The sequence below is a fragment of the Kribbella sancticallisti genome (genome assembly GCF_039530625.1).
Taxonomy (GTDB): domain Bacteria; phylum Actinomycetota; class Actinomycetes; order Propionibacteriales; family Kribbellaceae; genus Kribbella; species Kribbella sancticallisti.
Window position 1 is genome coordinate 14,108 of the sequence record NZ_BAAAOS010000074.1, and the last position, 26,839, is coordinate 40,946.

At 66.4% G+C, this 26,839-nt stretch carries 23 protein-coding genes and 1 pseudogene; 21 read left to right on the forward strand and 3 right to left on the reverse strand.

The window, feature by feature from the left end:
* Positions 1-4 precede the first annotated feature (4 nt).
* Positions 5-895, reverse strand: a complete 891-nt coding sequence (locus tag ABD255_RS43185; protein ID WP_344222696.1) for a 2-oxo acid dehydrogenase subunit E2 — start codon at positions 893-895, stop codon at positions 5-7.
* A gap of 411 nt (positions 896-1,306) precedes the next feature.
* Here ABD255_RS43185 and ABD255_RS43190 point away from each other — a divergent pair, with 411 nt between their 5' ends.
* From ABD255_RS43190 to ABD255_RS43245, 12 genes are all read left to right on the forward strand, one after another.
* Positions 1,307-2,515: an ABC transporter substrate-binding protein gene (locus tag ABD255_RS43190; protein WP_344222697.1), complete on the forward strand. Its 1,209-nt coding sequence runs from the start codon at positions 1,307-1,309 to the stop codon at positions 2,513-2,515.
* 61 nt (positions 2,516-2,576) lie between these two features.
* A complete protein-coding gene (locus ABD255_RS43195) occupies positions 2,577-3,284 on the forward strand; it encodes an ABC transporter ATP-binding protein (protein ID WP_344222698.1) in 708 nt (235 codons plus the stop codon).
* The gene (locus tag ABD255_RS43200; RefSeq protein ID WP_344222699.1) at positions 3,281-4,036 is read left to right on the forward strand and encodes an ABC transporter ATP-binding protein; all 756 of its coding nucleotides are present in this window, start codon (positions 3,281-3,283) and stop codon (positions 4,034-4,036) included. Before ABD255_RS43195 ends, ABD255_RS43200 begins: the two co-directional genes overlap by 4 nt.
* Complete coding sequence (locus ABD255_RS43205; RefSeq protein ID WP_344222700.1) at positions 4,033-4,917, forward strand: branched-chain amino acid ABC transporter permease; 885 nt, start codon at positions 4,033-4,035, stop codon at positions 4,915-4,917. Before ABD255_RS43200 ends, ABD255_RS43205 begins: the two co-directional genes overlap by 4 nt.
* Before the next feature lie 35 nt (positions 4,918-4,952).
* The gene (locus tag ABD255_RS43210) at positions 4,953-6,035 is read left to right on the forward strand and encodes a branched-chain amino acid ABC transporter permease (protein ID WP_344222701.1); all 1,083 of its coding nucleotides are present in this window, start codon (positions 4,953-4,955) and stop codon (positions 6,033-6,035) included.
* 179 nt (positions 6,036-6,214) lie between these two features.
* On the forward strand, positions 6,215-7,369 hold the full coding sequence (locus ABD255_RS43215; RefSeq protein ID WP_344222702.1) for an alkene reductase: 1,155 nt from the start codon (positions 6,215-6,217) through the stop codon (positions 7,367-7,369).
* A gap of 322 nt (positions 7,370-7,691) precedes the next feature.
* Positions 7,692-8,330 carry a flavin reductase family protein gene (locus ABD255_RS43220; protein ID WP_344222703.1) on the forward strand — a complete coding sequence of 213 codons (639 nt, stop codon included), beginning with the start codon at positions 7,692-7,694 and terminating at the stop codon, positions 8,328-8,330.
* The gene (locus ABD255_RS43225; RefSeq protein ID WP_344222704.1) at positions 8,323-8,958 is read left to right on the forward strand and encodes an MSMEG_1061 family FMN-dependent PPOX-type flavoprotein; all 636 of its coding nucleotides are present in this window, start codon (positions 8,323-8,325) and stop codon (positions 8,956-8,958) included. Before ABD255_RS43220 ends, ABD255_RS43225 begins: the two co-directional genes overlap by 8 nt.
* 209 nt (positions 8,959-9,167) lie before the next feature.
* Positions 9,168-10,274: a substrate-binding domain-containing protein gene (locus ABD255_RS43230; protein WP_344222705.1), complete on the forward strand. Its 1,107-nt coding sequence runs from the start codon at positions 9,168-9,170 to the stop codon at positions 10,272-10,274.
* Between the two features lie 45 nt (positions 10,275-10,319).
* Complete coding sequence (locus ABD255_RS43235; RefSeq protein ID WP_344222706.1) at positions 10,320-12,833, forward strand: ATP-binding cassette domain-containing protein; 2,514 nt, start codon at positions 10,320-10,322, stop codon at positions 12,831-12,833.
* A complete protein-coding gene (locus tag ABD255_RS43240) occupies positions 12,830-13,861 on the forward strand; it encodes an ABC transporter permease (protein WP_344222707.1) in 1,032 nt (343 codons plus the stop codon). The genes ABD255_RS43235 and ABD255_RS43240 overlap by 4 nt, the downstream gene beginning before the upstream one ends.
* Positions 13,858-14,745, forward strand: coding sequence for a TIGR03619 family F420-dependent LLM class oxidoreductase (locus ABD255_RS43245; RefSeq protein WP_344222708.1), 888 nt, complete (start codon positions 13,858-13,860; stop codon positions 14,743-14,745). Before ABD255_RS43240 ends, ABD255_RS43245 begins: the two co-directional genes overlap by 4 nt.
* Here the strand turns inward: ABD255_RS43245 and ABD255_RS43250 are convergent.
* Positions 14,742-15,542 carry an IclR family transcriptional regulator gene (locus ABD255_RS43250; RefSeq protein WP_344222709.1) on the reverse strand — a complete coding sequence of 267 codons (801 nt, stop codon included), beginning with the start codon at positions 15,540-15,542 and terminating at the stop codon, positions 14,742-14,744. The two genes, ABD255_RS43245 and ABD255_RS43250, sit on opposite strands and share 4 nt — an antisense overlap.
* Before the next feature lie 151 nt (positions 15,543-15,693).
* Between ABD255_RS43250 and ABD255_RS43255 the strand changes: the two genes are divergently transcribed.
* The 9 genes from ABD255_RS43255 (at position 15,694) to ABD255_RS43295 (ending at position 26,553) form a co-directional block, all read left to right on the forward strand.
* Positions 15,694-17,085 (forward strand): aspartate aminotransferase family protein, encoded by a 1,392-nt coding sequence (locus ABD255_RS43255; protein WP_344222710.1) that lies wholly within the window; start codon positions 15,694-15,696, stop codon positions 17,083-17,085.
* A 104-nt stretch (positions 17,086-17,189) separates the two neighbouring features.
* On the forward strand, positions 17,190-19,247 hold the full coding sequence (locus tag ABD255_RS43260; RefSeq protein ID WP_344222711.1) for a hydantoinase/oxoprolinase family protein: 2,058 nt from the start codon (positions 17,190-17,192) through the stop codon (positions 19,245-19,247).
* Positions 19,240-21,024 (forward strand): hydantoinase B/oxoprolinase family protein, encoded by a 1,785-nt coding sequence (locus ABD255_RS43265; protein WP_344222712.1) that lies wholly within the window; start codon positions 19,240-19,242, stop codon positions 21,022-21,024. Before ABD255_RS43260 ends, ABD255_RS43265 begins: the two co-directional genes overlap by 8 nt.
* Positions 21,021-21,989, forward strand: coding sequence for a thiamine pyrophosphate-dependent dehydrogenase E1 component subunit alpha (locus ABD255_RS43270; protein WP_344222713.1), 969 nt, complete (start codon positions 21,021-21,023; stop codon positions 21,987-21,989). Before ABD255_RS43265 ends, ABD255_RS43270 begins: the two co-directional genes overlap by 4 nt.
* Positions 21,986-22,993, forward strand: a complete 1,008-nt coding sequence (locus ABD255_RS43275; RefSeq protein WP_344222714.1) for an alpha-ketoacid dehydrogenase subunit beta — start codon at positions 21,986-21,988, stop codon at positions 22,991-22,993. The genes ABD255_RS43270 and ABD255_RS43275 overlap by 4 nt, the downstream gene beginning before the upstream one ends.
* A gap of 2 nt (positions 22,994-22,995) precedes the next feature.
* On the forward strand, positions 22,996-24,174 hold the full coding sequence (locus ABD255_RS43280) for a 2-oxo acid dehydrogenase subunit E2 (protein ID WP_344222715.1): 1,179 nt from the start codon (positions 22,996-22,998) through the stop codon (positions 24,172-24,174).
* Positions 24,171-24,893: an SDR family NAD(P)-dependent oxidoreductase gene (locus tag ABD255_RS43285; RefSeq protein ID WP_344222716.1), complete on the forward strand. Its 723-nt coding sequence runs from the start codon at positions 24,171-24,173 to the stop codon at positions 24,891-24,893. Before ABD255_RS43280 ends, ABD255_RS43285 begins: the two co-directional genes overlap by 4 nt.
* Positions 24,890-25,618, forward strand: a complete 729-nt coding sequence (locus tag ABD255_RS43290; RefSeq protein ID WP_344222717.1) for an SDR family NAD(P)-dependent oxidoreductase — start codon at positions 24,890-24,892, stop codon at positions 25,616-25,618. Before ABD255_RS43285 ends, ABD255_RS43290 begins: the two co-directional genes overlap by 4 nt.
* 32 nt (positions 25,619-25,650) lie before the next feature.
* Positions 25,651-26,553, forward strand: a complete 903-nt coding sequence (locus ABD255_RS43295) for an alpha/beta hydrolase (protein ID WP_344222718.1) — start codon at positions 25,651-25,653, stop codon at positions 26,551-26,553.
* Positions 26,554-26,638: 85 nt separating this feature from the next.
* Here ABD255_RS43295 and ABD255_RS43300 read toward each other — a convergent pair.
* Positions 26,639-26,839, reverse strand: a pseudogene (locus ABD255_RS43300) (hypothetical protein); the annotation flags it as partial.

Sequence of the window (26,839 nt, forward strand, 5' to 3'; positions counted from 1 at the left end):
GGTTTCAGGCCTCGAGCCGCCCGGTTTCGAGACGCTGCCTGAGGTCGGTCATGAACCGGGCAGCGTCCGCGCTGTCGACCAGTCGGTTGTCGTAGGTCAGGGACAGGTAGACCATCTGCCGGACCGCAATCGTTTCTCCGAGCTTCGGGTCGTCGATGACCACCGGCCGCTTGACCACCGCCCCGGTTCCGAGGATGGCGACCTGCGGGTGGTTCAGGATCGGCGTGTCGAACAGCCCACCGGCACTTCCGTTGTTCGTGATCGTGAACGTGCCGCCGGACAGTTCGGCGGGGGCGATCCTGTTGTTGCGGCCGCGGTCGGTCAGGTCGGCGATCTTGCGGGCCAGGCCGGCCAGGCTCAGGTCTCCCGCGTCCTTGATCACGGGGTTGAGCAGGCCGCGAGGTGTATCAACAGCGATCGAGAGGTGTTCGGCATCGGCGTATGTCACCTCACCCTTGTCGGTATCGATCGTCGCGTTCACTGACGGATGTGCCCCGAGTGCATCGATGGTGGCCTTGGCGACCAAAGAGAAACAGGTCAGCTCGACGCCCGCGGTGACGGCGAAGTCGGCCCGGACCGACTCCAACAGGCGCGACAGCTTGGTGACATCGACCTCGACGACCTGGGTGACCTGGGCGCTCGTCCGTAGGGATTCGACCATCCTCTTGGCGATCGTTTTGCGCAGCGGCGAGAGCTTCTCGGCGCGCCCGACCAATTCGGAGTGCCCGCCCAATGAGGTTGTGGGAGTCGACTCGGGCGTTCCAACAGCAGGTGAACTGAGATGGCTGGAGTCAGTCGCCGCAGCGAGGACATCCTGCTTCCGAACCCTCCCCGCAGTACCGGTTCCGGTGACCGTGTCGAGATCTACGCGGAGCTCCTTCGCGAGCGTCCGCACCAACCGAGTGTGCCGGGGCCGGATGGCAGGAGCCGATGTCATGGTTCCTTCGGGGACGGGTTCACCCGGCGCAAGAGGGCGCACTTCGATGGACATGCGGGTTCGATCTCGCTATCTCGGCTTCTCGGCATGGCGGAGGGATAGTCTTGCAGACTGCTCACTATATGAGCAATCGCTCATAATGCGCAATACCAAAGCTGCAGTTGTCCGCGCTCCTCGATGGCGGGGCGAAGTGGGGCCTGTCGGTCCAGGCGGGCGGCCGGGCCCCGGGTGCGGATCGCCTGTCGTCAGACGTGGGTGACCCAATTGCTTGACTCCGCTGGAGGGAAGTCGTAACTTCAAATCACGTTTCGAGCGGTCGCTCGCATCCCGAACCTGGAGGAAATGGTGCTAGAGCTTTCAAGGAACTGGATGAAGGCCACCGTGATCGGGCTGTGCGTCGCAGCGGGCGCAGTGGGGTGCGGCGCCGACGGTGGTCAGCCGGGTGCGAGCCAGGGGTCAGGCTCCCTGGAGTGCCGAGACGGCAAGATCCTGATCGGCGTCGCAAAGGCCGAGAGCGGCTTCGCCTCGTTCTTCGACGTCGCCGGCCGGCGCGGGCTCGAGGTCGCCGTCGACGAGATCAACGCTGCCGGCGGGGTGAAGGGATGTCCGCTCAAGGTCGACGCGCGAGACACCAAGTCCGATCCCGCCGTGGGTGCTCAGGTCGCTCGTACGCTGATCGATGACGGCGCTCAGATCCTGGTCGTAGCCGATGACTTCGACAGCGGTGTCGCGGCCGCCCGGGTCGGCCAGAACGCGGGTGTGCTGACGCTGTCGCTGGCGGCCTCCTCGACGGTCTTCGGCAAGGCGGTCGGCGACCTGTTCTTCAGCGGCGGCATCACGACCACGGAGCTAGGAGACGCGCAGGCCCAGCTCGCGGTAGATCGCGGTTGGAAGAGCACCTTCCAGGTGATCGACACAGGGCTTGCCTACTTCACCGAACAGGATCAGGCGTACCGAAAGCTCTACGAGGGCAAGGGCGGGAAGGTCGTCGGCACTGAACGCGTCGACTCGCTCGGAGGTCAGGCTGACTTCAGTTCGGTGATCTCGGCGGTCAAGGCCGCGAATCCCGACGTTGTCCAGGCGCTGGCAGTGTATCCGTCGGTCGGAACATTCGTGAAGCAACTGCGGGCCGCGGGGGTCAAGGCTCCCGTGCTGGGCAACATCACACTACAGACACGTGAGCTCCCCCAGCTCGTGGGAGTGAACCAGTCGAACGACATCCACTACGCCGCGCAGGTCTACTTCGACGGCGCAGGCATCGACGCCAAGACCGATCCCGGCATCCTGAAGTTCGTGGACAGCTACAAACGCCGATTCGGGACGTTCCCTGAGCAGGCCAACGCTCCGGGGGCCTACCAGACCTTCATGGCCGTCAATCAGGCCCTGCAACAGAAGGATGTCGTCGACGCGAGGTCGGCCGCCGCCGCGATCCGCCAGCAGACCGGTCTGCCTGTCGCCGGGGGCACGCTCAGCCGCTGGCAGGACGGCTACGCCGTGTGGGACCCGACCATGGTCAAGCTCGACCGCGGAAAGTGGAGCGTGGAGGCGACGTACAAGGCGCGCGAGAAGGCGAAGTGACACCATGCTCGACATCGATGCCGACACCCTTGCCCTGGACGACGATTCGGCCGTACCGGCTGTGCGGCTCGACGTCCGCGCTGCGGTCAAGCGTTTCGCCGGGGTGGCCGCGCTGGATGGCGTCGACCTGCGGCTCACCGGTGGTGAAGTACTCGGGCTCATCGGCCCCAACGGGTCGGGAAAGACAACGCTGATGAACTGCATTTCGGGCGTTCACCGGTTGAACGGCGGTTCCATCATTCTGGAGGGGCGCGATGTGACCGGTGCTTCCAGCAGAGTGCGGGCCCGGTACGGCCTCGGCCGGACCTTCCAGAACCTGAAGCTTTTCGCAGAGATGACGGTCTGGGAGAACGTGCGCGTCGGTGAGAACGCATCGTCCACGCGTGGATCCCTGGCGCATCTGCATGAGCTTCTCGACCTGCTCACCCTTGGCGAGGTGAGCAGAGAGGTCGTCAAGTCTCTGCCCTACGGATACCAGCGGCGCGTCGAGCTCGCCAGGGCGCTGGCCGGCAGGCCTCGCGTCCTGCTTCTCGACGAGCCTGCCGCCGGGCTGAATGACGACGAGACGCAGACGCTGCGGGAACTCATCTTGCGGATCCGGGCGGACCTCGACTGCAGCGTGATCCTGATCGACCACGACATGGAACTGGTGACCACCATCAGTGACCGGATCCAGGTCCTCGACGAAGGCAAGACCCTTTTCGAGGGTTCACCCAGCGACGCCTTCCAGCAGAAGGATGTCGTCGACGCCTACCTAGGTGCCTCATGAACACACCCCTGCTCAGCCTCCGAGACGTCACCGTGGGGTACCGCGCGACGGCGGTGCTCAAGGACGTCTCCCTGGACCTCGAGAACGGATCCTCGTTGGCGCTACTCGGTGCCAACGGCGCCGGGAAGACCACGATGATGAAGGTGATAGCAGGCCTGCTTCGGCCGTGGGACGGCGCGGTGCACTTCCGCGGCGAGGACATCACCCGACTGTCAGCCGAGGACCGGTCGTCACTCGGCATCGCGCTGGCGCCCGAAGGGCGAGGCATCTTCGCGACCTTGTCCATCGAGGAGAACCTGCAAATGGGGGCCCTGGCGGTTCGTCGCCGGTTCGGCCGAGGGCAGGGCCGCCGGATGATGCTCGATGGCCTCGACCAGGTTTACAACGCCTTCCCCGTACTCGCCAAGCGGCGCTCGGACAAGGGCTGCAACCTGTCTGGTGGCCAGCAGCAGATGCTTGCCATCGGCAGGGCGTTGATGGCCCGCCCGTCACTGCTCCTGCTCGATGAACCATGCCTGGGGCTGGCCCCGAAGGTGGCCGGCGAGATGTACGAGGCCCTGGTCTCACTCAGCGATGCCGAGCGCGGAGTCATCGTGGTCGAGGAGTCCTCCCGACGTGCTCTCGCTTTCGCCGATCGCGCCTGTGTGCTCAAGCTGGGCCGCAAGGCTCTCGATGTAACTTCTGCCGAAGCCGGCGAGGACGACCGGCTGATCCAGGCGTACTTCGGTATCAACACCGCGGTGGCGTCATGACCGCTCTGATCCAGGGCGGCCTGGATGCCCTCAGCATCGGATCTATGTACGCACTGCTGGCACTGGGGCTGACGTTGGTCTTCAGCGTCATGAACCTGATCAACTTCGCCTACGGTTTTCTCCTCATCGGGGCCGGCTACGGGGTGATCGTGCTGACCGGGTCGGGTGTCGACTTCGTTGCTGCGGTACTCATCGTCATCGTGTTCGTCACCGCGCTGTCCCTCGGAATGGGGTTCCTCGCCTTCAAGCCGTTCATCGGTGCCCCGTCAAGCACGTTGCTCATCACCTCCTTCGGTGTACTGCTCGTGGTTCAGTACGTTGCCATCCTGATCTTTGGCGAGAGCCCTCGGGTTCTTCAAGCACCCGAGATCCTCAACCACGTCCTGCAACTGGGCGACCTGCGCGTCCCAGTCCTTCAACTGATGACCATCGCGGCAGCCCTTGTCACCCTGGCAGCCTTCTACCTCCTTCTCGGCAAGACGTCCTTCGGCGCGCAGTTGCGCGCTGCGGCCGAGTTGCCCGATGTCGCCAGGCTGATGGGGATCAGACCCAATCGGGTCCTCATGATCGCCTTCGCGATCAGCGGGGTCCTCGCCGGCGTCGTCGGTGTCCTGTGGTTCACCAAGATCGGAGCGGTGACCCCGAGATCGGATCTCGAGCCGACCTTGAAGGCGTTCATCGCGCTCGTGCTCGGCGGTCTGGGACGGATCTCCGGCGCTGTCGCGGGTGGCCTGGCCTTGGGGATCGTCGAAGTCACCATGAGTTCGGTGCTCCCGTCTCCGGCAGTCCCGTTCACTCCCGCGATCGTCTTTGCCGTCGTGATCGGGATTCTGCTGTTCAGGCCCCAAGGGCTTGCGGGCGGAAAGGAGGCGGAGGCGTGATGAGGCGAGTCGTTGCCCTCAGGCGGGACCATCCGGTGAACGCGGCCGGCCCCAGCGGCGCTGTCGCCGGTGCGGTGCTGACAAGCTTGCTGTTGACCGTTGCCGCGGCAGTCGTGTGGAGCGTTCCCAGTATGTCGGTGATCGTCCTGCTCTTCGGGATCAACGCCATTTTGGCGATCGGTTACCAGGCTTTCGCCGGGTCCACCGGCATCGTGTCGTTCGGCCATGTCAGTTTCATGGCCGTAGGCGCCTATGCCGGCGGCATTGCGGCGATGCCAGTAGCCGATAAGGCAGTGTTCCTGCCGGACATGCCGTCACTGCTCGCAAGCTGGGACGTGGGAACTCCTTTGTCGTTGCTCATCGGCGGGCTCGTCGCCGCCGCCTTGGCGACGATCGCCGGACCCGCGCTCATGAGGCTCACTGGTGCCGCCGCCTCCATTGCCACCCTGGGGTTGCTTGTGATCGTGAACAACGTGATCGCGCAGGCCACCCCCATCACCCGCGGCCCTCAGGCGTTCTTCGGAGTACCCAAGACGACCACCTTCGCCGGCGTCTTCGTCTGCCTGGCGGTCAGCGTGGCGCTGAGCTCACTGTACAAATGGTCGAAGCAGGGTCGAAGTGCCCGGGCCGTGCGCGACCAGCCGATTGCGGCAGCCGCCGCGGGCATTTCCGTTGTCCGTGCCAGGACCATCGCATTCGTTGTCTCAGCGTTCATCACCGGTCTCGCCGGTGCGCTGTACGCCGAACTGCTGACGGCGTTCTCCCCGGGGTCGTTCTACCTCGCCCAGACTGTCCTGGTCGTCACTATGGCGATCATCGGCGGCATCAGCAGCGTCACCGGTGCACTCTGCGGTGCCGCGCTCATCACTGCGCTCAACGAGGTCTTGCGCAGGCTCGAGGGTGGAGTCTCGGTATTCGGTGCAACCGTGGACCTGCCGGCAGGAGTCTCCTCGGCAGTCATGGGCGCCGCGCTGATCGCCGCCTTGAGGTGGCGACCGGAAGGTCTGTTGGGACACCGCGAGTTGATGCTGGGCGGACCCGAGCGGCGGCACCACAGCTCGGCGGCGGGACCGCCGGAGGAACCGCAGGTGAGAGACCAAGTCCCCATCCATCCCTAGGACATCGTCGCGGGCGCGGACCACGACGTGCCAGGACTTCACCGAGAACACGACACCGGCTCAGCCGGCGCCTCGCGCCGAGCCACGCATCCGAATCATCGGTCCGGCCTGCCCTTGGGTGCACGCACCCCACAAGGCGTCCAGGGGCCTGCCATGAGCAACAACCGAAAGGATCCCCAGTGACTCATCCCGAAGCTCCCAGGCTGCTCGACCCGCTAGTCCTCAGAGGCGGGCTGAGTCTGAGCAACCGGATCGTCATGGCACCGATGACGCGATCGCGCGCCGAGGAGCCCGGAGACCTTCCATCGGTGATGGCGCCGACCTACTACCAGCAACGTGCATCGGCGGGACTGGTCGTCACCGAAGGCACGGTGATCAGCCCTCTTGGCAAGGGATACTCACTCACACCGGGGATCTACTCATCCGAGCAGATCGAACGCTGGTCGGCGGTCAGCGAAGCGGTGCACCGCCTGGAGGGAAGCCGCATTTTCATGCAGCTGTGGCATGTCGGGCGCATCTCCAACGACCAGATCGCCGGCGGCCGGCCGATCGCCCCGTCCGCGGTCGTGTCTCCGACCGCCAAAGTCTGGTATCAGCGTGCCGACGGCTGGCAGGGGAACATTCCGTGCTCACCGCCCAGAGAAATGTCGCAGGAGGACATCGACGAAGTCGTCACGCAGTACAAGGAGGCAGCCCGCCGGGCCCTCGACTCCGGGATGGACGGTGTGGAGATCCACGCGGCCAACGGCTATCTCATCGACCAGTTCCTGCGCTCCACCACCAATCGCCGGTCCGACGCTTACGGTGGCGGAATTCCTGAACGCATCCGATTCTTGCGCGAAGTCGTCCAAGCCGTCGTGGCGGTGACCGGTCCGAGCCGCGTCGGTGTCCGGCTCTCGCCCGATGTCGACTTCGGTGACACGCTCGACCCGGAGATCTTGGAGACGACCCTGCGAGCGGTCGAAGACCTCGAGACCCAGTGCGTCGCCTACGTCCATCTGGTCGAGTCGAACAACGCCAACTACCTGGGGGCGAGCTCCAGCCCCACGCACCTGGTGGACTCAGCTTTCAAGGCTGAGATCCGGCGCGTGTTCCACGGCTCGGTCATCCTTGCTCACGATTACAACGAAGAGCGGGCTTCCCGTGCGTTGGCCGGCGGCGAGGCGGATGCCGTGGCGTTCGGACGGCCCTTCATCGCGAACCCGGACCTCGTCGCGAGGATCGGCGAGGGCCTGCCGATCGCGCCCAGCGACCGGTCCACGTGGTACGGCGGCGACCACATCGGCTATACCGACTACCCATTCCTGGGGTCTGCTACCACGGTTGGGAAATGACGTGGTCGGCACAGCTCCCACCCCCCTCTCCGTGCAGGTCGCCGAGCTGACTCACCTCGCCGAAACGGTCGTGGCGGTCAAACTGAGAGCGGTGGGCGACACGCCGCTGCCATCCTGGTCAGCTGGTGCACACATCGATGTGGTTCTACCGAACGGGTTGACCAGGCAGTACTCACTCATAGCTGCCGCTGAGGACTTGTCGTGGTACCAGGTCGCTGTGAACCGCGACAACGCGAGTCGAGGCGGCAGTGAGTACATCCATATGTTCCTCCGGCCAGGACAGTTCCTGACCATTCGTGGGCCCAGGAACCACTTCGCACTCGTGGGCGCTTCGCAGTACGTGTTCATCACGGGTGGGATCGGCGTGACCCCGATCTCCTCGATGGTCCGCGAGGCCAGGGCGGCCCAGCGCGGCACCGTCGTCCACTACGCAGGCCGAAGCCTGAGCGCGATGGCGTTGCGCGAGGAACTGAACAGGTACGCCGACCGTGTGCATCTCTACCCCCGCGACGCCGGGAAGCGGATGGACATCGCCGCGGTCCTGGCGCGGGTTCCCAAGGGCGTGGAGATCTACTGCTGTGGCCCGGCCGACATGGTGGCCGGGGTGGAAGCCGCGGCTGCCGCGGTGGGGATTCCTCAACTGGTGCACGTGGAGCGATTCAAGCCGCGCGACAAGAAGCTGTCACCGCCGCGTCCGATGAGGGTTGAAGCCAGGCGCTCGCAGCTGACCTTGGAGGTGCCCGCTGAGCTCAGTCTGCTGACGGCACTCGAACGGGCGGGCGTGGCCGTCGCGTCGGGGTGCCGTAACGGTCTGTGTGGCGCGTGCGCCGTGCCGGTGCTGAGCGGACAGGTCGAGCATCGAGACGATGTCCTGACGCCGCAACAGCATGACACGGACGATCTGATGCTGACCTGCGTCAGCCGCAGTGCGTCCGGGGAGGCACTGGTGCTGGATGTTTGAGTCACTGGAGTCCCTCCGTCGTCTGAGCCTCGACGACCTCGAGGCAGAACTGGAACCGCCAGAGCACCTGGCCAAGGCCAAGATCTCCTCGGAAATCGGGCTGACGGCCCGTCGGTTCCTGGCTCACTCGCCGTTCGCGTGCGTCGCCTCGGCCTCCTCACAAGGTGCCGACTGCAGCCCCCGTGGGGACGGACCGGGATTCGCCAAAGTGCTGACCGAGAAGGCGCTGGCCCTACCGGATCGGGCAGGTAACAACCTCGCTGACACGTTCAGGAACGTGGCACAGCGTCCTCAGCTGGGACTGCTCTTCTTCGTTCCGGGTCTCAGCGAAACCTTGCGCGTGAACGGGCAGGGCATCGTCACCGACGACCCCGGGGTGCTCGCTCGTTTCGAGCCCACTGCCCGACCGGTCCGGCTCGCACTGGTGGTTGGCGTCGAAGAGGTCTTCTTCCATTGCGGAAAGTCGATCATTCGCTCGGGCCTGTGGGAGACACACGAGATGCTGACAGCCGCTGCCACTCTCGGGCGGGATGTCTTCGCGCTGGAAAACGCCGAGCGACCGAAGGCGGACGTGAACGCGGCCATCGTTCGCGAGTTATTGCGCGAGGGATACACCAACGAACTGTGAGTACGCCGGATGCGGGCCGGGACCAGTACAGCCGTCAGCCGGGCTGCGCTGCGCCATCAGCTGAACACCCGTTCCACGCGTATCGCTGACCGAACCACTGTATTGACAGACGTTACGCCAAGCAGCTTGTATCCCTGCAACCGGGGGCGAGCGGCACGACACCGACAGCCCGTCGGCGGTTACCCGGCACGTCAGCATGGAGGGTCACCATGAAGGTCTTTACCGCAACCGCGGCTGTGATGGGATTCCTCTCCCTCTCAGCCTGCACATCACAGAGCGCCTCTCAAGACTCGACGAGTCCCAGCCAGGCCGCAACGGTCTCGGTCGCGCGTGACGTCGACGCCGCGGACTGGTGCGGCGACAAGCCGCTGAAGGTCGGGCTTTCCGACGGCTTCGGAGGCAACGCCTGGCGAAAGATCTCGCTCGAGGTCATCCGCAAGGAGGTCGCCAAGTGCCCTGCCGTAGACGGCAACATCCTCTACACCAACGCCAACGGCGACCCGCAGAAGGCAACGGGTGACATCAACGGCCTGGTGAGCCAGGGTGTGGACGTGCTGATCGTCTACCCGGACTTCGGGCCTGCGCAGCTTCCCGCGCTGCGCGCCGCCGCTCGTGCCGGCGTGATCGTGATTCCGTACGACGGAGACCCCGGCGGAACGCCGGGGGAGGACTACACAGCCAAGGTCGTCATGGGTGCCGAGACGGGAGGACAGGACCTCGGCAGCTGGACCGCCAAGACCATCGGCAAGGGAAACATCGTGTTCCTCGGTGGTAACCCCGGGGCTCCGACGAGCGCACAGCTGCTAACCGGAATCAAAGCGGCGCTGCGCCAGCATCCTGACGTCAAGCTACTGGTCGACGAGCCGGTGACGACGAACTGGAACAAGGTCGATGCCCAGCGGGCGGTCAGTGGCCTGATTGCGAAGTATCCCCAGATCGACGGCGTGATCACCGACTACGGCGTGACTGCGGCGGCAGCCATCGACGCCTTCGCCAACGCGAACGTGAAGATCCCGGCGATCGCATCCTTGGCCACCAGCAACGAGCTGGGCTGCATGTGGCAGAAGCTGACGAGAGAGGGCGAGGACTTCCCCATGTTCTCGGTCGACTCCACCAACGACATGGCCCAACTGGCGATTCGCAAGGGGGTCGCGGCCGCTAACGATCGCGACACCGCCCGGTCGGAGATCTTCCGCATGCCGCCCTTCATCGACTCGGCCAACGGCCAGGAGCCGCGGTGCGTGCAGAGCCTGCCGCCCGACGCCGACCTCTCCTCACCCCTGACCGAGGAGGAGCTGGCTCGTCTCTTCCGCTGAGCCCGGTCCCCGGCGGACGAGCACTCGCACGACAAGGAGACCCTAGTGACGTCAAGCACCAGTACGCCGCACGACCCATCGCCCACCTCGGCAGACACCGCAGGGCTGTCGCTGGTCGGAGTGAGCAAGCGATTCCCAGGCGTCCTCGCCCTCGATGACGTCACCTTCGAGGCCAGGCCGGGCGAGATTCATGCTCTGGTCGGTGAGAACGGGGCCGGAAAGTCGACGCTGATGGCAATCGCCGCCGGGTCCCTCCGAGCCGACTCGGGGGCGGTGATGATTTCCGACGTCGACCTGGCCAGGCCCAGCGTCAAGGCAGCACGCGCGCTGGGGCTGGCCATCGTCCGCCAGCACCCTGCCCTGGCGGCAGATCTCTCGATCGCGGAGAACATGCTCATCGCGCAGCCCACGCCTGGCGCGGCGCGCCGGGCCAGGGCCTGGGCCGAGCCGCTGCTCCGCGCCGCGGGGAACGACGTTCGGATCGAGCCGACAGCGCGGGTCGAGACGCTTGTTCCAGAACAACGCTTCATCGTGGAAATCGCCAAAGCCCTGGCACAGAAGCCGAAGGTCCTCGTCCTCGACGAGCCCACTGAACACCTGCGAGCGGCGAACGTGGCCGGGTTGCTCGCGCGAATCCGAAGTCTCGCCGCGGACGGGACCGCGGTCGTCTACATCTCGCACCGGATCCACGAGGTCCGGGCGGTCGCGGACCGGATCACGGTTCTGCGCGACGGCCGAGCTCGCGGAACCTTCGACGCCGGCGACCTCAGCGAGCAGGAGATCGTCAACCTCATCGCCGGGCGGCCCCTCGACGCCATCTTCCCAGCCAAGTCCGACGGTACCGAAAGCCGCGTGACCCTCGAGGTGACAGGGCTCTGCGGGGCGCACTTCGACGATGTGGACCTTCGCGTCCGCAAAGGGGAGATCGTCGGCTTGGCGGGCATCGAAGGCAACGGGCAGCGTGCCTTCCTCCGCGCCCTGGCTGGTCTGACTCCAGCGTCCGGCTCCGTCACAGTGGACGGAGCCGCTGCGCCGCTGGGGAGCGTCCGCGACTCCTTACGGGCGGGGGTGGCCTATGTGCCGGGCGACCGCTCTCAGGAAGGAATCATCGCGGGGTACGACGTGCGCACCAATCTCACGATGCGCAGCCGAGGCGATCATTCCAGGTACGGCGTGCTGTTGCCGCGTCGCGAACGTGACCAGGCCCGCTGTTCCAGCGCCGAGTTCAAGGTCAAGGCACCCTCGCTCGATGTCGCGGTGGGCACACTGTCGGGCGGCAACCAGCAGAAGGTCGTCCTCTCCAGTGTCCTGGCCACCAAGCCGAAGGTGATTCTCGCCGATGAGCCCACTCAAGGCGTCGACGTCGGTACGAGGTCCGAGATCTACCGACATCTGCGCAGATACGCTGAAGCCGGTACTGCCGTCGTGGTGTTGTCGTCGGACTCCCTAGAGCTGTCCGGCCTCTGCGACCGAGTCCATGTCTTCTCTCGCGGCAAGGTGGCCGCGACGTACGAGGGCGCCGACCTCACCGAGCCGAACATCGCACGGTCGATCGTCACCGCCACCACCGAGCGGGTCAGCCACCGCACTCGGGCCAGCCGCTTGGGGCAGTGGCTTGCCGGCCACACCGCGCCACTCGGCCTGGTCGGGATCGGCATCGTCCTGCTCGGACTGCTCGGCACCTATGCGGACCCGCGGTACCTGTCCGCCGTGAACCTGGGCGGCATCCTGGCCCTGACCGCGACTCTCGGACTGGTCGCCTTCGGCCAGCAACTGGTCATGCTCACCGGAGGCATCGATCTCTCGGTAGCACCACTCATGGGTCTCGTCGTGGTCCTCGAGTCGTTCTACCTAGTGGACGGGGCCACCGCGACGGATCAGGCGTTCGGGTGGTTGTTGCTGCTGCTGACGGGCGTCGCGGTCGGGACGCTCAACTGGGCCTTGGTCGATCTTGGCGGACTATCACCGGTGATTGCCACGCTGGCCACGTACATGGCGTTGCAGGCTGTCTCCCTGATTCTCCGGCCGGTTCCCGGCGGCTTCATCTCGGGGCAGCTCATCGACACGATTTCCACCCGCGTCGGATTCATACCGGTGACGTTCATCGTCGCCGTCGTGCTGGCCCTGATCCTCGAGGCGCTGCTGCTGTGGACGCGAACGGGTGTCCGACTGCGAGCGGTGGGTTCAGACCCCGAGGCTGCCCGAACCGTCGGGATCTCCGACAAGAAGTACCGGCTGCTGGCCTACGTCGGCTGCTCGGTACTGGCAGCCCTGGCCGGGATCCCGTTGATGAGCCAGATCGGATCCGGGGACGCCTCGGCGGGCTTGACCTACATGTTGAGCAGCATCGCTGCTGTCGCTGTCGGGGGCGCGAGCATCTTCGGCGGCAGGGGCTCGTTCCTCGGCGCACTCCTTGGAGCTCTGTTGCTCAGCCAAGTCAACGCTGTGACAGCCTTCGTGCAGCTCGACACCGCCTGGAACTGGTACATCCTGGGCGGTGCGCTTCTGATCTCGGTCGCTGCGTACAGCAAGAGCCGAGACCTGGCGGTGGTCACATGAATCACCCCGCGCCTGTCCAAGACTCGCAGCAGCTCCAGGCACCTGACCTTGGGCAGCTGTACCCGGACACACCGCGATTTCACCTACCGCACCTCGGCATCTGGGCCGCGCTGATCGTGCTCGTCATCCTCAGCCTGCTGGTGGCTCCGGGAACCCTGCGGGTGGCAAGCCTGTACTCCATGCTTCCCCTCGCCGGCGCCCTTGCCATCGCAGCCGCTGGTCAGACCCTGGTCGTCCAGCAGCGCGGGTTCGATCTCTCGGTGCCGGGCACCATGTCACTGACTGCCATGATCGCCTGCACCAGCGTCGCGACGGGACGGGAGCTGACGGCGACCCTCGGACTGGCGACGGCAGCGGTGGTCGCTGTGGGTCTGCTGAACGGCCTTCTCGTCGTCCGCTTGGCGATCACGCCACTGGTCGCCACGCTCGCCACCAATGCGCTGGTCATGGGTGTCGTCTGGACGCTGTCCGACGGATTACCAGTGGCCGCCCCGGACGCACTGGCTCAGTTCGTGCGGAGGACCCCGATCGGACTGCCCACGGTGGCGCTGATCGCCCTCGCGATCGTTGCGGTGCTCGCCGCCTTCCAGACCCGCTTGGTTGCCGGTCGCAACTTCCTTGCCGCGGGGGCGTCCCCGACCGCGGCCCGAGCGGCGGGCATCCTGACGAATCGGCACGTCACCGCCGCCTACGTGGCCTCGAGCGCCTGCGCAGGCCTGGCCGGCGTCCTGCTGGCCGGATACGCAGGGACGGCAACCCTCAACATCGGGGACCCGTACCTGTTGCCCGCTGTCGCCGCCGTCATCGTAGGTGGTGCGCCTCTCAAGGGGGGCGGCGGCAGCGTGGTGGCGACCGCGCTGGCGGCGCTCTTCCTGACCCAACTGGTCCAGATCACTCTGGCACTGGGCGCGCCGACGTCGTCCCAGCTGCTTGTCCAGAGCCTCGCCATCGTTCTGGCCGTCCTGCTGAGGTCCATGCGGCTGACCGCATGGCGCCCGTACGCGACTCGCAGTGAAGGGCGGACGTGAAAATCTCCTGCAACCTTCCCAACAGCGGTGCTCCGGCGCTGGAGCTGGGAATCGAGGCGATGGCGCGGTCCGCGGAACGCGCCGGTGCCCATGGCCTGTGGGTCAGCGACCATATCGTCATCCAAGGTGACCCGATAGACGGCTACCCCTACAGCGCCGACGGCCGGATCACCTGGAACGCCTCGGACGCCTACCTCGAGGCGCTCAGCACCTGCGCGTTTCTCGCCGGAGTCACCGCACGCTGTGTGATCGGCACGGCGGTACTCGTGCTTCCGCAACGCAACGTCCTGCAGACGGCCAAAGAGCTTGCGACGATCGACCACTTGTCCGCGGGGCGACTTGCGGTCGGGCTCGGTGCCGGCTGGAACCAGGTGGAGATGGAGGTGCTGGGTCACCGCTTCGACACGCGCGGAGTCAGATTGGATGAAATGATCACGGTCCTGCGCGACTGCTGGTCCGGGCGCACGACCGGATTCCGGGGTGCCGAGCTTGACGTGCCCGAGGGTCTCTTGCTGAGCCCGGTGCCGAAGCAGGAGAACGGGCCCAGCCTGCTGATCGGCGGGATGAGCGCCCCGGCCATCCGGCGCGCGGCTCGAACCGGGGACGGCTGGCTCGCTCTCGGATTCGTCGACACGTGGACCAGGTCGAAGATGGTGGAGTCCGTGGCCTTCTTCGAGGCTGAGACGGCAGTCGCCGGACGTGTTCGCTCGGCTCGGAAGGTCCTGAAGCTGCACTGCTCGCCAGCTGCTTTCGAGCAGTTGCCGACGCGGTTGGCCGAAGCAGCCGAGCTACATTTCGACGAAGTGATCGTCGAGTTGCCGTGGTCACGAGGTGTCGACGAAGCATGTGGCCTGCTGGAATTTCTGGTCAGCTCATGGCGCTAGAGCGAGGCATCCTGCCCGGGGACGTAGCCGAGCTCGGCGTTGAGCTCCGCTACCGCAGGCAGCAGCACGGCCTCCGCCATACGACGAAGTTGAGGCAAGGACACCCGGGCCGCCGGGACCGAGATGCTGACGGCGGCCACAACGCGGCCGGTGTGGTCGAAGATCGAACCTGCAGCCGACCGGTGACCCCGTGCCACCTCCTGGTCGACGAGCGCGTAGCCCTTCCTTCGCACAGCCTCCAGACGTCGCTCCAAGACGTCGAGAGACGACACGGCATGCACGGTGGGCGGCTCGAACTCGTATCCGGCGTAGAGCGTCGCGAGCTCTTCATGGGTGTGGGAGCGCAGGAGGGCATGTCCGCTGGAGGTGTGGGAGGCCGGCAGGCGGGTGCCCAGCCGTGCCCGGAACACCAGCAGGTGATCGGTCTCGAGGAAGTCAACGTACACGATGTCCGTGCCGTCGAGGACTGTCAGCACGACCGACTCATTGGTCTGCTCATGAATCCTGTTCAACAACGGACGGGCCGCTTCCACCAGGCGAACCGACTGCAGTGCGGCGTACCCGAGCGAAATCATCATCGGCCCGAGGCTGTACCCGTCGTCCCCGACCTTCAGTGCACCGCAGGAATGCAGCGTGCGAACCAGTCGGTACACCATCGGCTTCGTCCACCCGAGGCGCGCGCTCAGGCCGGCGATGGTCACCGGGCTGTCATTCCCTACCGCCTGCAGCAGCTCGATGGTCCTTGCCGCCGCTTCCAGGTGGTAGCGCGGGTCAGGTTCGACAGTCGGCAGAGTCATCGATCGCCTTTCGACTAGATCGTTCCGGCCCCGGACTCACGCGAGCCGGCCGCAACGCACAACTCGGACGCAGACGCCTCACAGACATTTCGTTCCGCATCACCTGGGTTCGCCCAACGATACAAGGTCACAGTGCTGAAGGAGAGAATCCATGTCGACGACAACGCCATTGCCCGCGGGCAACTCGCACGATCACGGAGGTGCCCGCCGACACTTCGAGTCCGCCACCGCGGCCAGTAAGGATCTGTGGACCAGGGCTGAGCGGATCTTTCCACAAGGGGTGAGCGGACAGGCCAAGTTCTTCACGCCCTACCCCGTCTTCGTCACCAGCGCCCAAGGGGCGTACGTGACCGATGTGAGCGGCCGCGACTACGTCGACCTGCTGATGGGAGCCGGCCCGTTGCTGCTGGGCCACGGACACCCGGCAGTTGTGGAGGCCGTTCGCAAGCAGGCGGTGAGCATGGTGAACCCGATGATGCCGACCCGCGCATCCATCGAGTATGCCGAGCGGCTCCAGGCACACATGCCGCACCTCGAACGTCTGAGATTCACGAACACCGGTTCTGAGGCGACGCGATCGGCGGTTCGGGTCGCTCGAGCAGCGACCGGCCGTCTCAAGATCGCCAAGTTCGAGGGCAATTACCACGGCAGTGACGACGCCTTCCTGGTTTCCACCCACAGCTCACGCCTGCAGGGAACGCCGCAGCGCCCCGAGCCCGTCCTCGACTACGCCGGCCTCAGCCCGCGGTTGCTGGACGAAGTCGTCGTCCTGCCGTACAACGACGCCGAGAGCGCAGCCGCCCTCATCGCCGAGCACGGCTCCGAGTTGGCAGCCGTCATCATGGAGCCGGTCAGCTTCTCGAGCGGCGGCGGTGTGCCTGCACGCCCCGAGTTCGCCGCCGCCGTCCGTGCCGCGACGGCGGCCCACGGCATCGTGCTGATCTTTGACGAGGTCCTGTGCGCACTCAGGTTGGGCCTCGCCGGGGCTCCTGCGTACCTCGGGGTGACACCGGACCTGGTCTGCATCGGCAAAGCTCTTGGCGGCGGCCTTCCCCTCGCAGCCTTCGGTGGTCGCGCCGACCTGATGGATGGCACTCTCGGTGTCGCTGCCGGCGCTCGGAAGGTGTTCCAGTCGGGGACGTTCACCGAAAATCCCCTGTCGGTCGCCGCCGGTGCTGCCTCGCTCACGGTCCTCGAGACCGAGGACGCGCTGACCCGAGCGGACAAGGCGGGGGAGAGGTTGCGAGATGGCCTGCGGCAGTTGCTTCTCGAGAGCGGCGCCACGGCCACTGTTACCGGTGTCGGGTCGATCGTGCAGCTGCACCTGGGCGTGAGTGAGGTGCACAACCGTCGGGACGTGCTGAGCGGCGACCTTCGCCAAACGGCCGACGTACTGCTCGGGTGCGTGGCCGACGGCGTCCTGTGGCCGCCGATCCACCCCGCGGTGACTTCGAGTGAACACACAGACGCTGACATCGATCGGGTACTGCACGCCGTCGATGGCGCACTTGCGCGTGTCGTCGAGAGACCGGCAAAGCCTTGACGGCGGAATGTCCGGTCGTTACGTTTACCGATATGGCAACTCGGTGAGCGATACAGCCTGCAGAGACGGGTGCCCCGTTCAGCACGCCAGTCGAGGAGTGAAGAGTGAAGCGAATCGGTATCGATGTCGGAGGAACGTTCACCGATGTCGTCGTCCTCGATGAGGCGAGCGGCCGGACCCGCTGCTTCAAGGCAGCCACCGACTACCGGCAGCCCGCGGACGGCATCCTCCGGGCCTTCGACGCCGCGGATGTCGATGGCGCCGACATCAGCCACGTCAAGCTGGGTACGACGCTCGGGCTGAACGCGATCCTGACCAGGCGTGGCGCACCGACCGGTCTGCTCACCACCGCCGGATTCCGCGACGTGCTGGAGATCCGCCGGACCCACCGCGACCGGCTGTTCGACCTCGATGAGTCGCTCCCCGAGCCGCTGGTTCCACGGCGCTGGCGAAAGGAGGTGCTCGAACGCGTCGACGCCGACGGTCGGGTGGTGCACCCCCTCGATGAGGACGACGTTCGCCGAGCCTGGAGACAGCTCCGTGATGAGGGCGTCACCGCGGTGGCCGTCGCGTACCTGTTCTCGTTCCGCAACGGTGAGCACGAGCGGCGGACCCGCGACATCATCCTCGAGGAGGGCGGTGCCGACGTCGTCTTCCTGTCATCCGAGGTGCTCCCTGTGCTGCGGGAGTACGAGCGGACCGCCACGACCGTGACCGCGGCCTACGTCGCGCCCGTGGTACGCAACTTCGTCGCCGAGCTGGCCGACGCCCTCGACGCGAGGGGCGTCATCCCGGGTCGTCTCTCGGTGATGACGAATTCGGGCGGCTCTCTTGCTGCCGAAGCGGCAGCTACCGCACCCGTCCCGACGCTGTTGTCGGGGCCCGCGGGCGGAGTTTCCGGGGCGAGGTGGCTCGCGGGGCAGTTGGGGTACGACAATGTGCTGACTCTCGACATGGGCGGCACGAGCTGCGACGTGTCGGGGGTTCAGGACGGGGCACCGGACGAGCGCCTGGACATGACGCTGGGCGGCCTCGACATCGCGTACCCGACCTTCGACCTTCACACGATCGGGGCAGGCGGCGGATCGATCGCCTGGATCGACACCGGTGGCGCACTGCGGGTCGGCCCTGCCTCAGCGGGCAGTACGCCGGGGCCCGCCTGTTACGGGCGCGGTGGAATTCACCCGACCGTCACCGACGCCAACCTGGTGCTCGGGCGCTACGCCGAGGGAACGCTCCTCGGCGGATCCTTGAACCTGAATCTCCAGGCCGCACGAGCGGCGATCGCCGCCGACGTGGCAGAGCCCCTCGGCCTGAGCGTCGAGCGTGCGGCCGCCGGAATTCTGCGACTGGTCAACGCCAACATGGTCAACGCGGTGCGCGCGATCTCGGTCGAGCGGGGGCGGGACCCGCGGGGATATGCGCTCGTCCCCTTCGGGGGTGGTGGTCCGGTTCACGCGCTGGACATCGCTGAGGAACTGGACGTCGACACGGTCATCGTTCCTCCGTTCCCGGGATGTACCTCCGCCTTCGGAGCGGCGCTCGCCCGACCGCGACGCGACGCGTTGCGGTCGGTGAGCAAGACGATCGAGAGCCTCGCCGCGGCCGAGGTCTCGAGCACCGTGCGGACACTCGCCGAGGACGTCTACCGACAGCTTGCCGCTGAGGGCTTCGACCGGGAGGCGGTGAGTGTCGAAGTCTCGGCGAACCTGCACTATCAAGGCCAGGCACACGAGCTCACCGTCCGCCACGAAGGTGCCGTCGTCACGGCCGAATCGCTGGAGCGTCTGGGCCAGTCCTTCGCGAGCCTCCATGCTCGCCAGTACGGCCACTCCTTCGACGACGTACCGGTGGAGCTGGTGACCTTGCGGGTGACCGGCCTGGGTCTGCAGGCTGCGCCCGAGGTGTTCTGGGACTGGGCGAGCGTGCGGACCCGCGACGACGCCGGCACCCGACCGGTCTACTTCGAGTCCGTGGACGACTTCGTCGAGACATCTGTCCTGGCTCGAGATGCACTCGAGCCAGGAGCCGCGCTCGTGGGTCCAGCGGTCATCCACCAGGAGGACGCCACCACTGTGGTGCCGCCTGGATGGCGCGCTGAGCAGCACAAGACGGGGAACCTGATCATCGCGAAAGTACCGGGAGGTCGCGCCCATGGCTGACATCGACCAGATCACCCTGCAGGTCATCGGGCACGCGCTCACCTCGATCTCGCGCGAGATGGGGGTAACGCTGTCGCGGACCTCCTGCTCGCCCATCTTCAACGAAGGCAACGACTACTCCTGCGCCGTCTTCGACGCCCGCGGTCAAATGGTCAGTCATGGTGAGTTCCTGCCCATCCATCTGGGGTCGATGGCCTTCGCCACCGACGCTGTGACGACAGCCTTCGCCGCTGACGGCCTGGAGCCAGGAGATATGGTCATCCTCAACGATCCGTTCCTGGGCGGGACCCACCTGCCGGACGTCACACTGGTGGCCCCGATCTTCTTCGAGGGCGCGCTTCTCGGGTTCGCGGTGAACCGTGCCCACCACCTCGACATCGGTGGAACGGCAGCCGGCAGCTTCTACGCTGCGGCGCGGGAGAACTACCAGGAAGGGCTGCGGATCGCACCGGTGAAACTCGTCAAGGCCGGGATCCTCGACCGCCATCTGCTCGACCTCATCATCGGCAACTCCCGACTCCCAGCGCAGCTGCGGGTCGACCTGGAAGCGCAGATGTCGGCGAACAGGACAGCCATCAAGCGGTTGACCGAGCTGGCGGCGCGCTACGGCCCCGACGAGATCGACGCTGCGATGACGATGATCCTCGACCAGTCGGAGCGCCGTACCCGCGAGGCGCTGGAACGGCTGCCGGACGGTGACTACGAGGCGACCGACTACATCGACAACGACGGCTTGACCGATGTCCCGCGCGCGATCAAGGTCACGGTGCGGATCCGCGGCGACCGGGCCGAGGTGGACTTCACCGGCTCCTCACCGCAGGTCGAAGGGCCGCTCAACAGTGTGCTGGGCTATACCTACGCCGGCGTCTACATGGTTTTCCAGGCGGCCACGGACCCCGATATCCAGCCGAACGCCGGCTGCTACCGCGCCATCAAGATCATCGCCCCGGAAGGCACAGTGGTGAACCCGCGGTTCCCCGCGGCCTGCACCGGTGGCAACGAGGTCACCTGCATCATCCACAACACCGTTTTCCGGGCGCTGGCCACCATCCCACCGGGCGATGACGGTGGGCCGAACGTGATGGCGTGTGACCACGGGTCGTCGAACAACATGATCATCAGTGGACACGATCCACGCACCCAGGGGCGGTACGTCATCTACGAGTACCCCGAGGGTGGATGGGGAGGCAACCGGAACCGTGACGGGCTGAGCGCGATCTGGTCGATCGTCGGCAACACGTGGAACGTGCCGGTGGAGGTGGTCGAGGAGCGCTTCCCGGTTCGCGTCGAGCGTTACGAGATCCGGACCGACAGCGGCGGTCCGGGCATCCACCGGGGTGGTCTCGGAATCCGTCGCGACCACCGCGTCCTCGGCCACGACGCCACCTTGTCCATCGTCGCGAATCGGGTCAGGATCCCGCCGTGGGGGCTGGACGGCGGTCACAGTGGCGGCGCGGCCGCCTTTGTGATCAACCCGGGGACCGCTCAGGAGAGGCCGGCAGCGCCGGAGTTCGGAAGCAAGGTCCATGACGCCCCGTTACGCGCGGGTGAGGTCATCTCGCAGTGGACCGCGGGCGGCGGGGGCTGGGGCGACCCGGCCCAGCGGGACCCTGCGGCGGTGGCCTGCGACGTCCGCGACGGCTACGTCTCGCCCGGCCAAGCGCGGGACGTGTACCTGGTGGAGCTCACCGACGACGGTCAGGTCGATCAGCCCCGGACCGCGCGGCTGCGAAGCATCCGCGGCCAGCAGCCGGTCCAGCGCGAGGTCAGAGCGTGACGGCCCAGGTCCAGGCCCGCGTCGATCCGGACACAGCCCGAGACCTGTACAGCCGAATGGCGGTGATCCGCCGATTCGAACGACTGGCGTACCGCGCCTACGAACGCGGCGACGTCCACGGAACCGTTCACGTGAGCATCGGACAAGAGGCTGTGGCCGTAGGAGTGATCGGCGCCATGGGTGAAGCAGACACCGTGCTCAGTCACCACCGCGGTCATGGCCACGCGCTTGCCAAGGGTGTGGACCCGGGCCAGTTGATGGCCGAGCTGTGCGGCCGCGTCGACGGCGTCTCCCGCGGCAAGGGCGGGTCGATGCACTCGACCGACGTGGCCAACGGCTTCCTCGGAACCATGGCGGTCGTCGGCAGCGCCGTGCCCCTTGCGGTCGGCGTCGCGCTGGCCAACAAGGTCAAGGGCATCGACAGCGTCTGCGTCGCCTTCTTCGGAGACGGTGCGGTCAACCAGGGCGTTCTCTACGAGAGCCTGAACCTTGCAGCACTGTGGTCGTTGCCGGTCGTGTTCGTCTGCGAGAACAACTCCTACGCCATCACAACGTCGGCCGACGAGTCGACCGCCGGAGAAGGTGTCGTCGCCCGAGCCAAGGCCTTCGGAGTACAGGCCGAGTCCATCGACGGTCAGGACGTCATCGCGGTGGAGGAGACAGCCGCGAGGCTGATCAGCGGTGCTCGAGCCGGCCGGCCGGCTCTGATCGAGGCGCTCACCTACCGATTCATGGGTCATTCGCGTGGAGACCCGCCGCACGGTGTCTACCGCACCAAGGCCGAGCTCAGCGAGTGGACCCAACGAGATCCGCTGACGTTGCTCGTGGACGCGGCAGGTCTTGACCCTGCCACCGTCGAAGCGCTCGACGCCGAGGCCGCGGCCGTGGCCGAAGCCGCGCTCGCCTTCGCGGTACAGAGCCCGGTACCGGCCGAGGACGAACTGATGAGAGGGGTGCGCGCATGACGAGGGTCTCGGCCCCGACCGTGCAAGAGGTCCAGACCACTTTCGCGGAGGCCCTGTGCGCTGCCCACGAAGATGCGATGCGTCTGGACCCGTCGATCGTCCTGCTCGGCCAGGACATCCGCGCGGGGTTCCCCTTCGGAGCCACCAAGGGGCTGGTCGACGAGTTCGGTCCGGACCGGGTCATCAACACCCCGATCTCCGAGGCGGCAACCATGGGATGCGGGGTAGGGGCCGCGCTGGCCGGCATCCGGCCCGTGGTCGAGGTGGACTTCTCGGGCTTCCTGCTGCTCGGCCTCGATCAGCTTGTCAACAACGGGGCCAAACTCCGCTACATGAGTGGCGACCAGGTCTCGATCCCGTTGGTTGTCAGGGTCGGACAAGGCCCACTTGGTTCCTTTGCCGCGCAGCACTCGCAGACCCAACACGCCTATCTTGCGGCCGTCCCCGGCCTGACCGTACTGGCGCCCGCGACCGTCCAGGCTGCCTATGACGCGTTGCGCTGGGCGCTCGTGCACGATGACCCCGTGGTAGTCCTCGAGGACATGAGGCTGTACCGCCAGCAGGGAACCCTCGTGCGCGGCTTGGCGCCGGACGACATCACCTCGACCTTGCACCGTGAAGGTACTTCCCTCAGCGTCGTCACCTACGGGCACGGAGTGATCCTGGCGCTGCAGGCGGCCAAGGTGCTGGCAGCCGAAGGCATCGAAGTCGAGGTCCTCGGGCTGAACAGTCTGGCGCCGCTCGACGTGGCAGGCATCGCCTCAACAGCGCGTCACACGCGGCGCGTCCTCTGCCTCGCCGATGACCCACCGCTGTTCGGCGTAGCCGCCACCATCGCGATGGTGGCAGGCACCGAAGCACACGACGTCCTCCGCGCCCCCGTCCTGTCGCTCGGCAGCCGGCCAGTGCCGACGCCCTACGCGCCTGACCTCGAGCGACTCGTCTTTCCCACCGTCGAGGGCGTCGTGGAAGCCGCCCGCCGGCTCCACGGGTGGGAGGAGTGACCGTGGACGATTTCCTGATGCCCAAGGTCGCGATGAGCGACGACGAGGAGATGATCGTCACGCAGTGGCTCCTGGCGGAAGGGGACACCTTCGAGGAGGGCCAGCCGCTACTCGAGGTGGAGACCGCCAAGGCCAGCATGGAGATCGAGGCCACGGACCCGGGGGTGCTGGCCGTCCAGGTCCGCAAAGCCGGAGACACTGTGCTGGCGGGCGATCTGGTGGCACGACTCGCGCGGCCCGGAGAATCGTACGACACCGACCGAGGGCCAGTTGGCTCCACAACGCGGACCGACAGTTCCGTCGTCTCCCTTGTGGCGTCCACCGTTGCGGAACCAGCCCTGGTGGCGAATGTGCCGCCGATCCCGGTGCCACCACCTGCCGCGCGAGGCAAGGCGGAGGAGCTGTCGAGCAGCGCGTCACAGTTCGCCGCAGCGGGGGAGCTGTACGGGGTGCCTCTGCGCAAGCGAATGGCACGCATCCCCTCTGTGGGCGGAGCGTCGTCCGCGGCTGCCGCTTCTCCGACGCGTGAGCCGCTGTCGCGACACCGTCGCGCGCTTGCAAGACTCATGACGGAGTCGGCCAGGATTCCGCAGTTCGCAGTCCAGCGAGACCTTCCCATGCTGCAAGCCGTCAGGACAGTCGAGCGGCTGCGCGCGGAAGGGCATCCGGTGACGTTGACCGATGTGGTTCTCCGGGTCACTGCCGCAGCGTTGCTGCAGCACCCGGAGCTGAACAGCCGGTTCGTCGACGACGACGTCTTCAGGTATGCCGAGCCCGCGATCGCGCTAGCGGCGGCCAGCCCTGGCGGAGTGGTCGCGCCCGTCATTCGCGAAGCGCACCGCCTACTTTGGCAGGATCTGGCACGCGAGCGTCGGCGGGTGGTCGAAGGGGCTCGCAACGGCCGGCTGCTGCCGTCTGATCTGGCCGGCGGCACCTTCGCGATATCAAACGTCGGTGCCTTGGGCGGTGACGCGGTCGTGCCGATGCTGACACCACCTCAGGTCGCCGTGCTGGGTCTGGGGCGCACGCGTCCAGGCTGGGGCGAGACGGTCGCTTGCGCGGTGCTGGTAGCCGACCATCGGGTGCTGGACGGCGCTGACGCAGCGAGGTTCCTCGCGACCCTTGCCGAGCTGTTCCTGACCATCGACGACGGCGAGCCTGGCGTAGGGGGCCGATCATGACCGAGCGAACCAGCGGGGTCGCCGTGGTGACCGGCACCAGCCGCGGCCTTGGTGAAGCCATCGCGGCGCGGCTTCTGGCCGACGGGTATGAGGTGATCGGAATCAGTCGCAGTGGCAGCCCCGGCCTTCGAGGGCCGGGCTTTCTCGACCTGCGCGCTGATCTCGGTGACGCCTCGACCCGCGACGAACTCGTCGAGCGCATCCTGGCCGACGGCCATCAGGTGAACGTTCTCGTCAACAACGCAGGCGCCATCGCCTACAGCCCCTGCTGGCAACTGGCTCCCGAGACACTGCGCGAACTGATGGCGGTGAATCTGACCGCCCCCTTCGTCCTCGGGCGCGACCTGGGCCGGCACTGGCTGGCCACTGAAACGGTCGGCACCATCGTCAATATCTGCTCCATCGAGTCAGAGGTCGCCTGGGAGGACCCGCCGCAGGCCGGCTATGCCCTGACCAAGGGCGGGCTCGCGGGTCTGACGCGTGCCATGGCCTATGACTGGGCCGGCTCAGGGATCCGCGTCAACGGGGTCGCCCCCGGAATCATCCGCACCGACTGTGCGCCGCCTAACGACGCAGAACTGATGCAGAAGGTGCCTCTCCAAAACCGGCTCGGTCGACCGGAGGACGTCGCTGGAGTGGTCTCGTTCCTGTGCGGCCGCGACGCGTCGTACATGACCGGCGAAATCGTCTACGTCGACGGAGGGTACCGACTGCCATGAGTCGCTTCACTGACAAGGTCGCCCTCGTCACGGGTGCCGGATCCGGGATCGGTCAGGCTGTCTGCGAGCGGCTGCTCTCCGAGAACGCCCGCGTCATCGCGCTGGACCGCAACGTCGTCACGGACCCGTGGCTGGTCGAGGCCGGAGATCGGGCGACCTCGCTTCTGGTGGATCTCGGTGAACCGATCGATGATCAACTCGTCGACGATCTGGGCCCCGTCGACATCCTGGTCAACGCCGCCGGAATCCTGCACCGCAGCCCGATCATCGACCACAGTGTCGCCGACTGGGACAGGACAATGGCGGTGAACGTCGAGGCGCCCTACCGGCTCGCAAGCCTGTTCGTCCGTCAGCGTCTGCGGTTGGGGCTACCGGGAGCCATCGTGAACATCTGCTCGATCGAGTCGTTCACAGCCGCGCCGAACCACATCGCCTACACGACGTCGAAGTCAGCGGTTCTGATGTTGACCCGGTCTTTCGCCCTCGAGTTGGCGACCAGCGGTATCCGCGTCAACGCGATCGCGCCCGGAGTCACCGAGACAGGAATGAACCTGTCCCTCCGTGAGGATCTGAACAAGGCCGGCGCGCTTGCCGCCCAGATACCCATGAAGCGGTTCGGGCGAGCGTCGGAGCAGGCGTCCGCTGTCGCTTTCCTCGCCTCTGACGAGGCCTCCTACATCACGGGTGCGGTGCTACCCGTCGACGGTGGCTGGCTCACTGCCTGACCGCCATCACCACTAGAGCAAGGGGTTCCGACGTGTCGGAGATCGTTCACTTCACCAGCGAGGACGTGGAGCTCGAGGCGTTGTTCTTTCGTCCGGACGGCCCTGGCCCGCATCCGGTCATCGTGATGGCAGGAGGGTGGTGCTATGTCAAGGAACTCGTCCAGCCACGGTACGCGAGGGTCTTCGCCGAAGCGGGTTTTGCTTCACTGATCTTCGACTACCGGGGGTTCGGGGGCAGCGCCGGTGAAGTGCGGCAGCACCTGGATCCCCAGGGGCAGATCCAGGACTACCGCAACGCGATCAGCTTCGTCGAGACTCTCGACGACATCGACGCTCAGCGGATCGGGGTCTGGGGCATCTCCTACAGTGGCGGGCACTCGCTGATCGTGGGAGCACTGGACTCCCGCGTGCGGGCCGTCGCTTCGGTCGTGCCAGTCGTCGATGGTCTCGAGACCATGCGTCGTGCGCACGGCACGATGGGGTTCCGCCGTTTGCGTCAAGCCACGTTGGAGAGTCGTCGCAAGCTGTATGCGACCGGTGAGCACGACTACATGAAGCATTCCTCCACGACACCAGAGAGCGAGCTGTGCACCTGGCCGTTCCCGGGTAGCCCGCCGCTCTTTCAGATGCTGAAGGAAACCGAAGCGCCGGCCTACGAGAACCGGAACACGGTTGCGTCCGCTGAGCTATTGATGGAGTACGCCGTCGAGCCGCACATCCGCCAGCTCGTCGACACGCCGACACTCATGGTGCTGGCGGACAACGACGACTTCACCTGGTCAGATCTTGAGACCCGTGCCTATCAGGCGATTCCCACACCGGACAAACGGCTCCACGTTGTCGCGGACACCGACCACCATCAGCTCTATCGGGATCCGGAGAAGACGAGGCAGGCAGCCACGGTGTGCAGTGATTGGTTCCTGCGCCATCTGTGAGGCGGCGTTCGAGGGCAGGTACGACAGTACGACGACGATCCCTGCAGCTGACCTCGACGGGAGACAGGCCCCGGCGGGATGGGGTTTAGTTCTGGAGCGCGGCGGGCTCCGAGATGGTGGTGTGCGCCGGAATGACCTCGATCTCCGGACCGGTCAGCGGACAAAGCAACTGGGGACGGCCGTCGATCGGAAAATGAATCTCGATCCCGCCCGTGGGCAGGTGCCGCTGTGTCAGTCGTTTGCTGCCTGGGTGAGGCGAGCGGGGTCGCTGCCGGTTCGTGGGTGC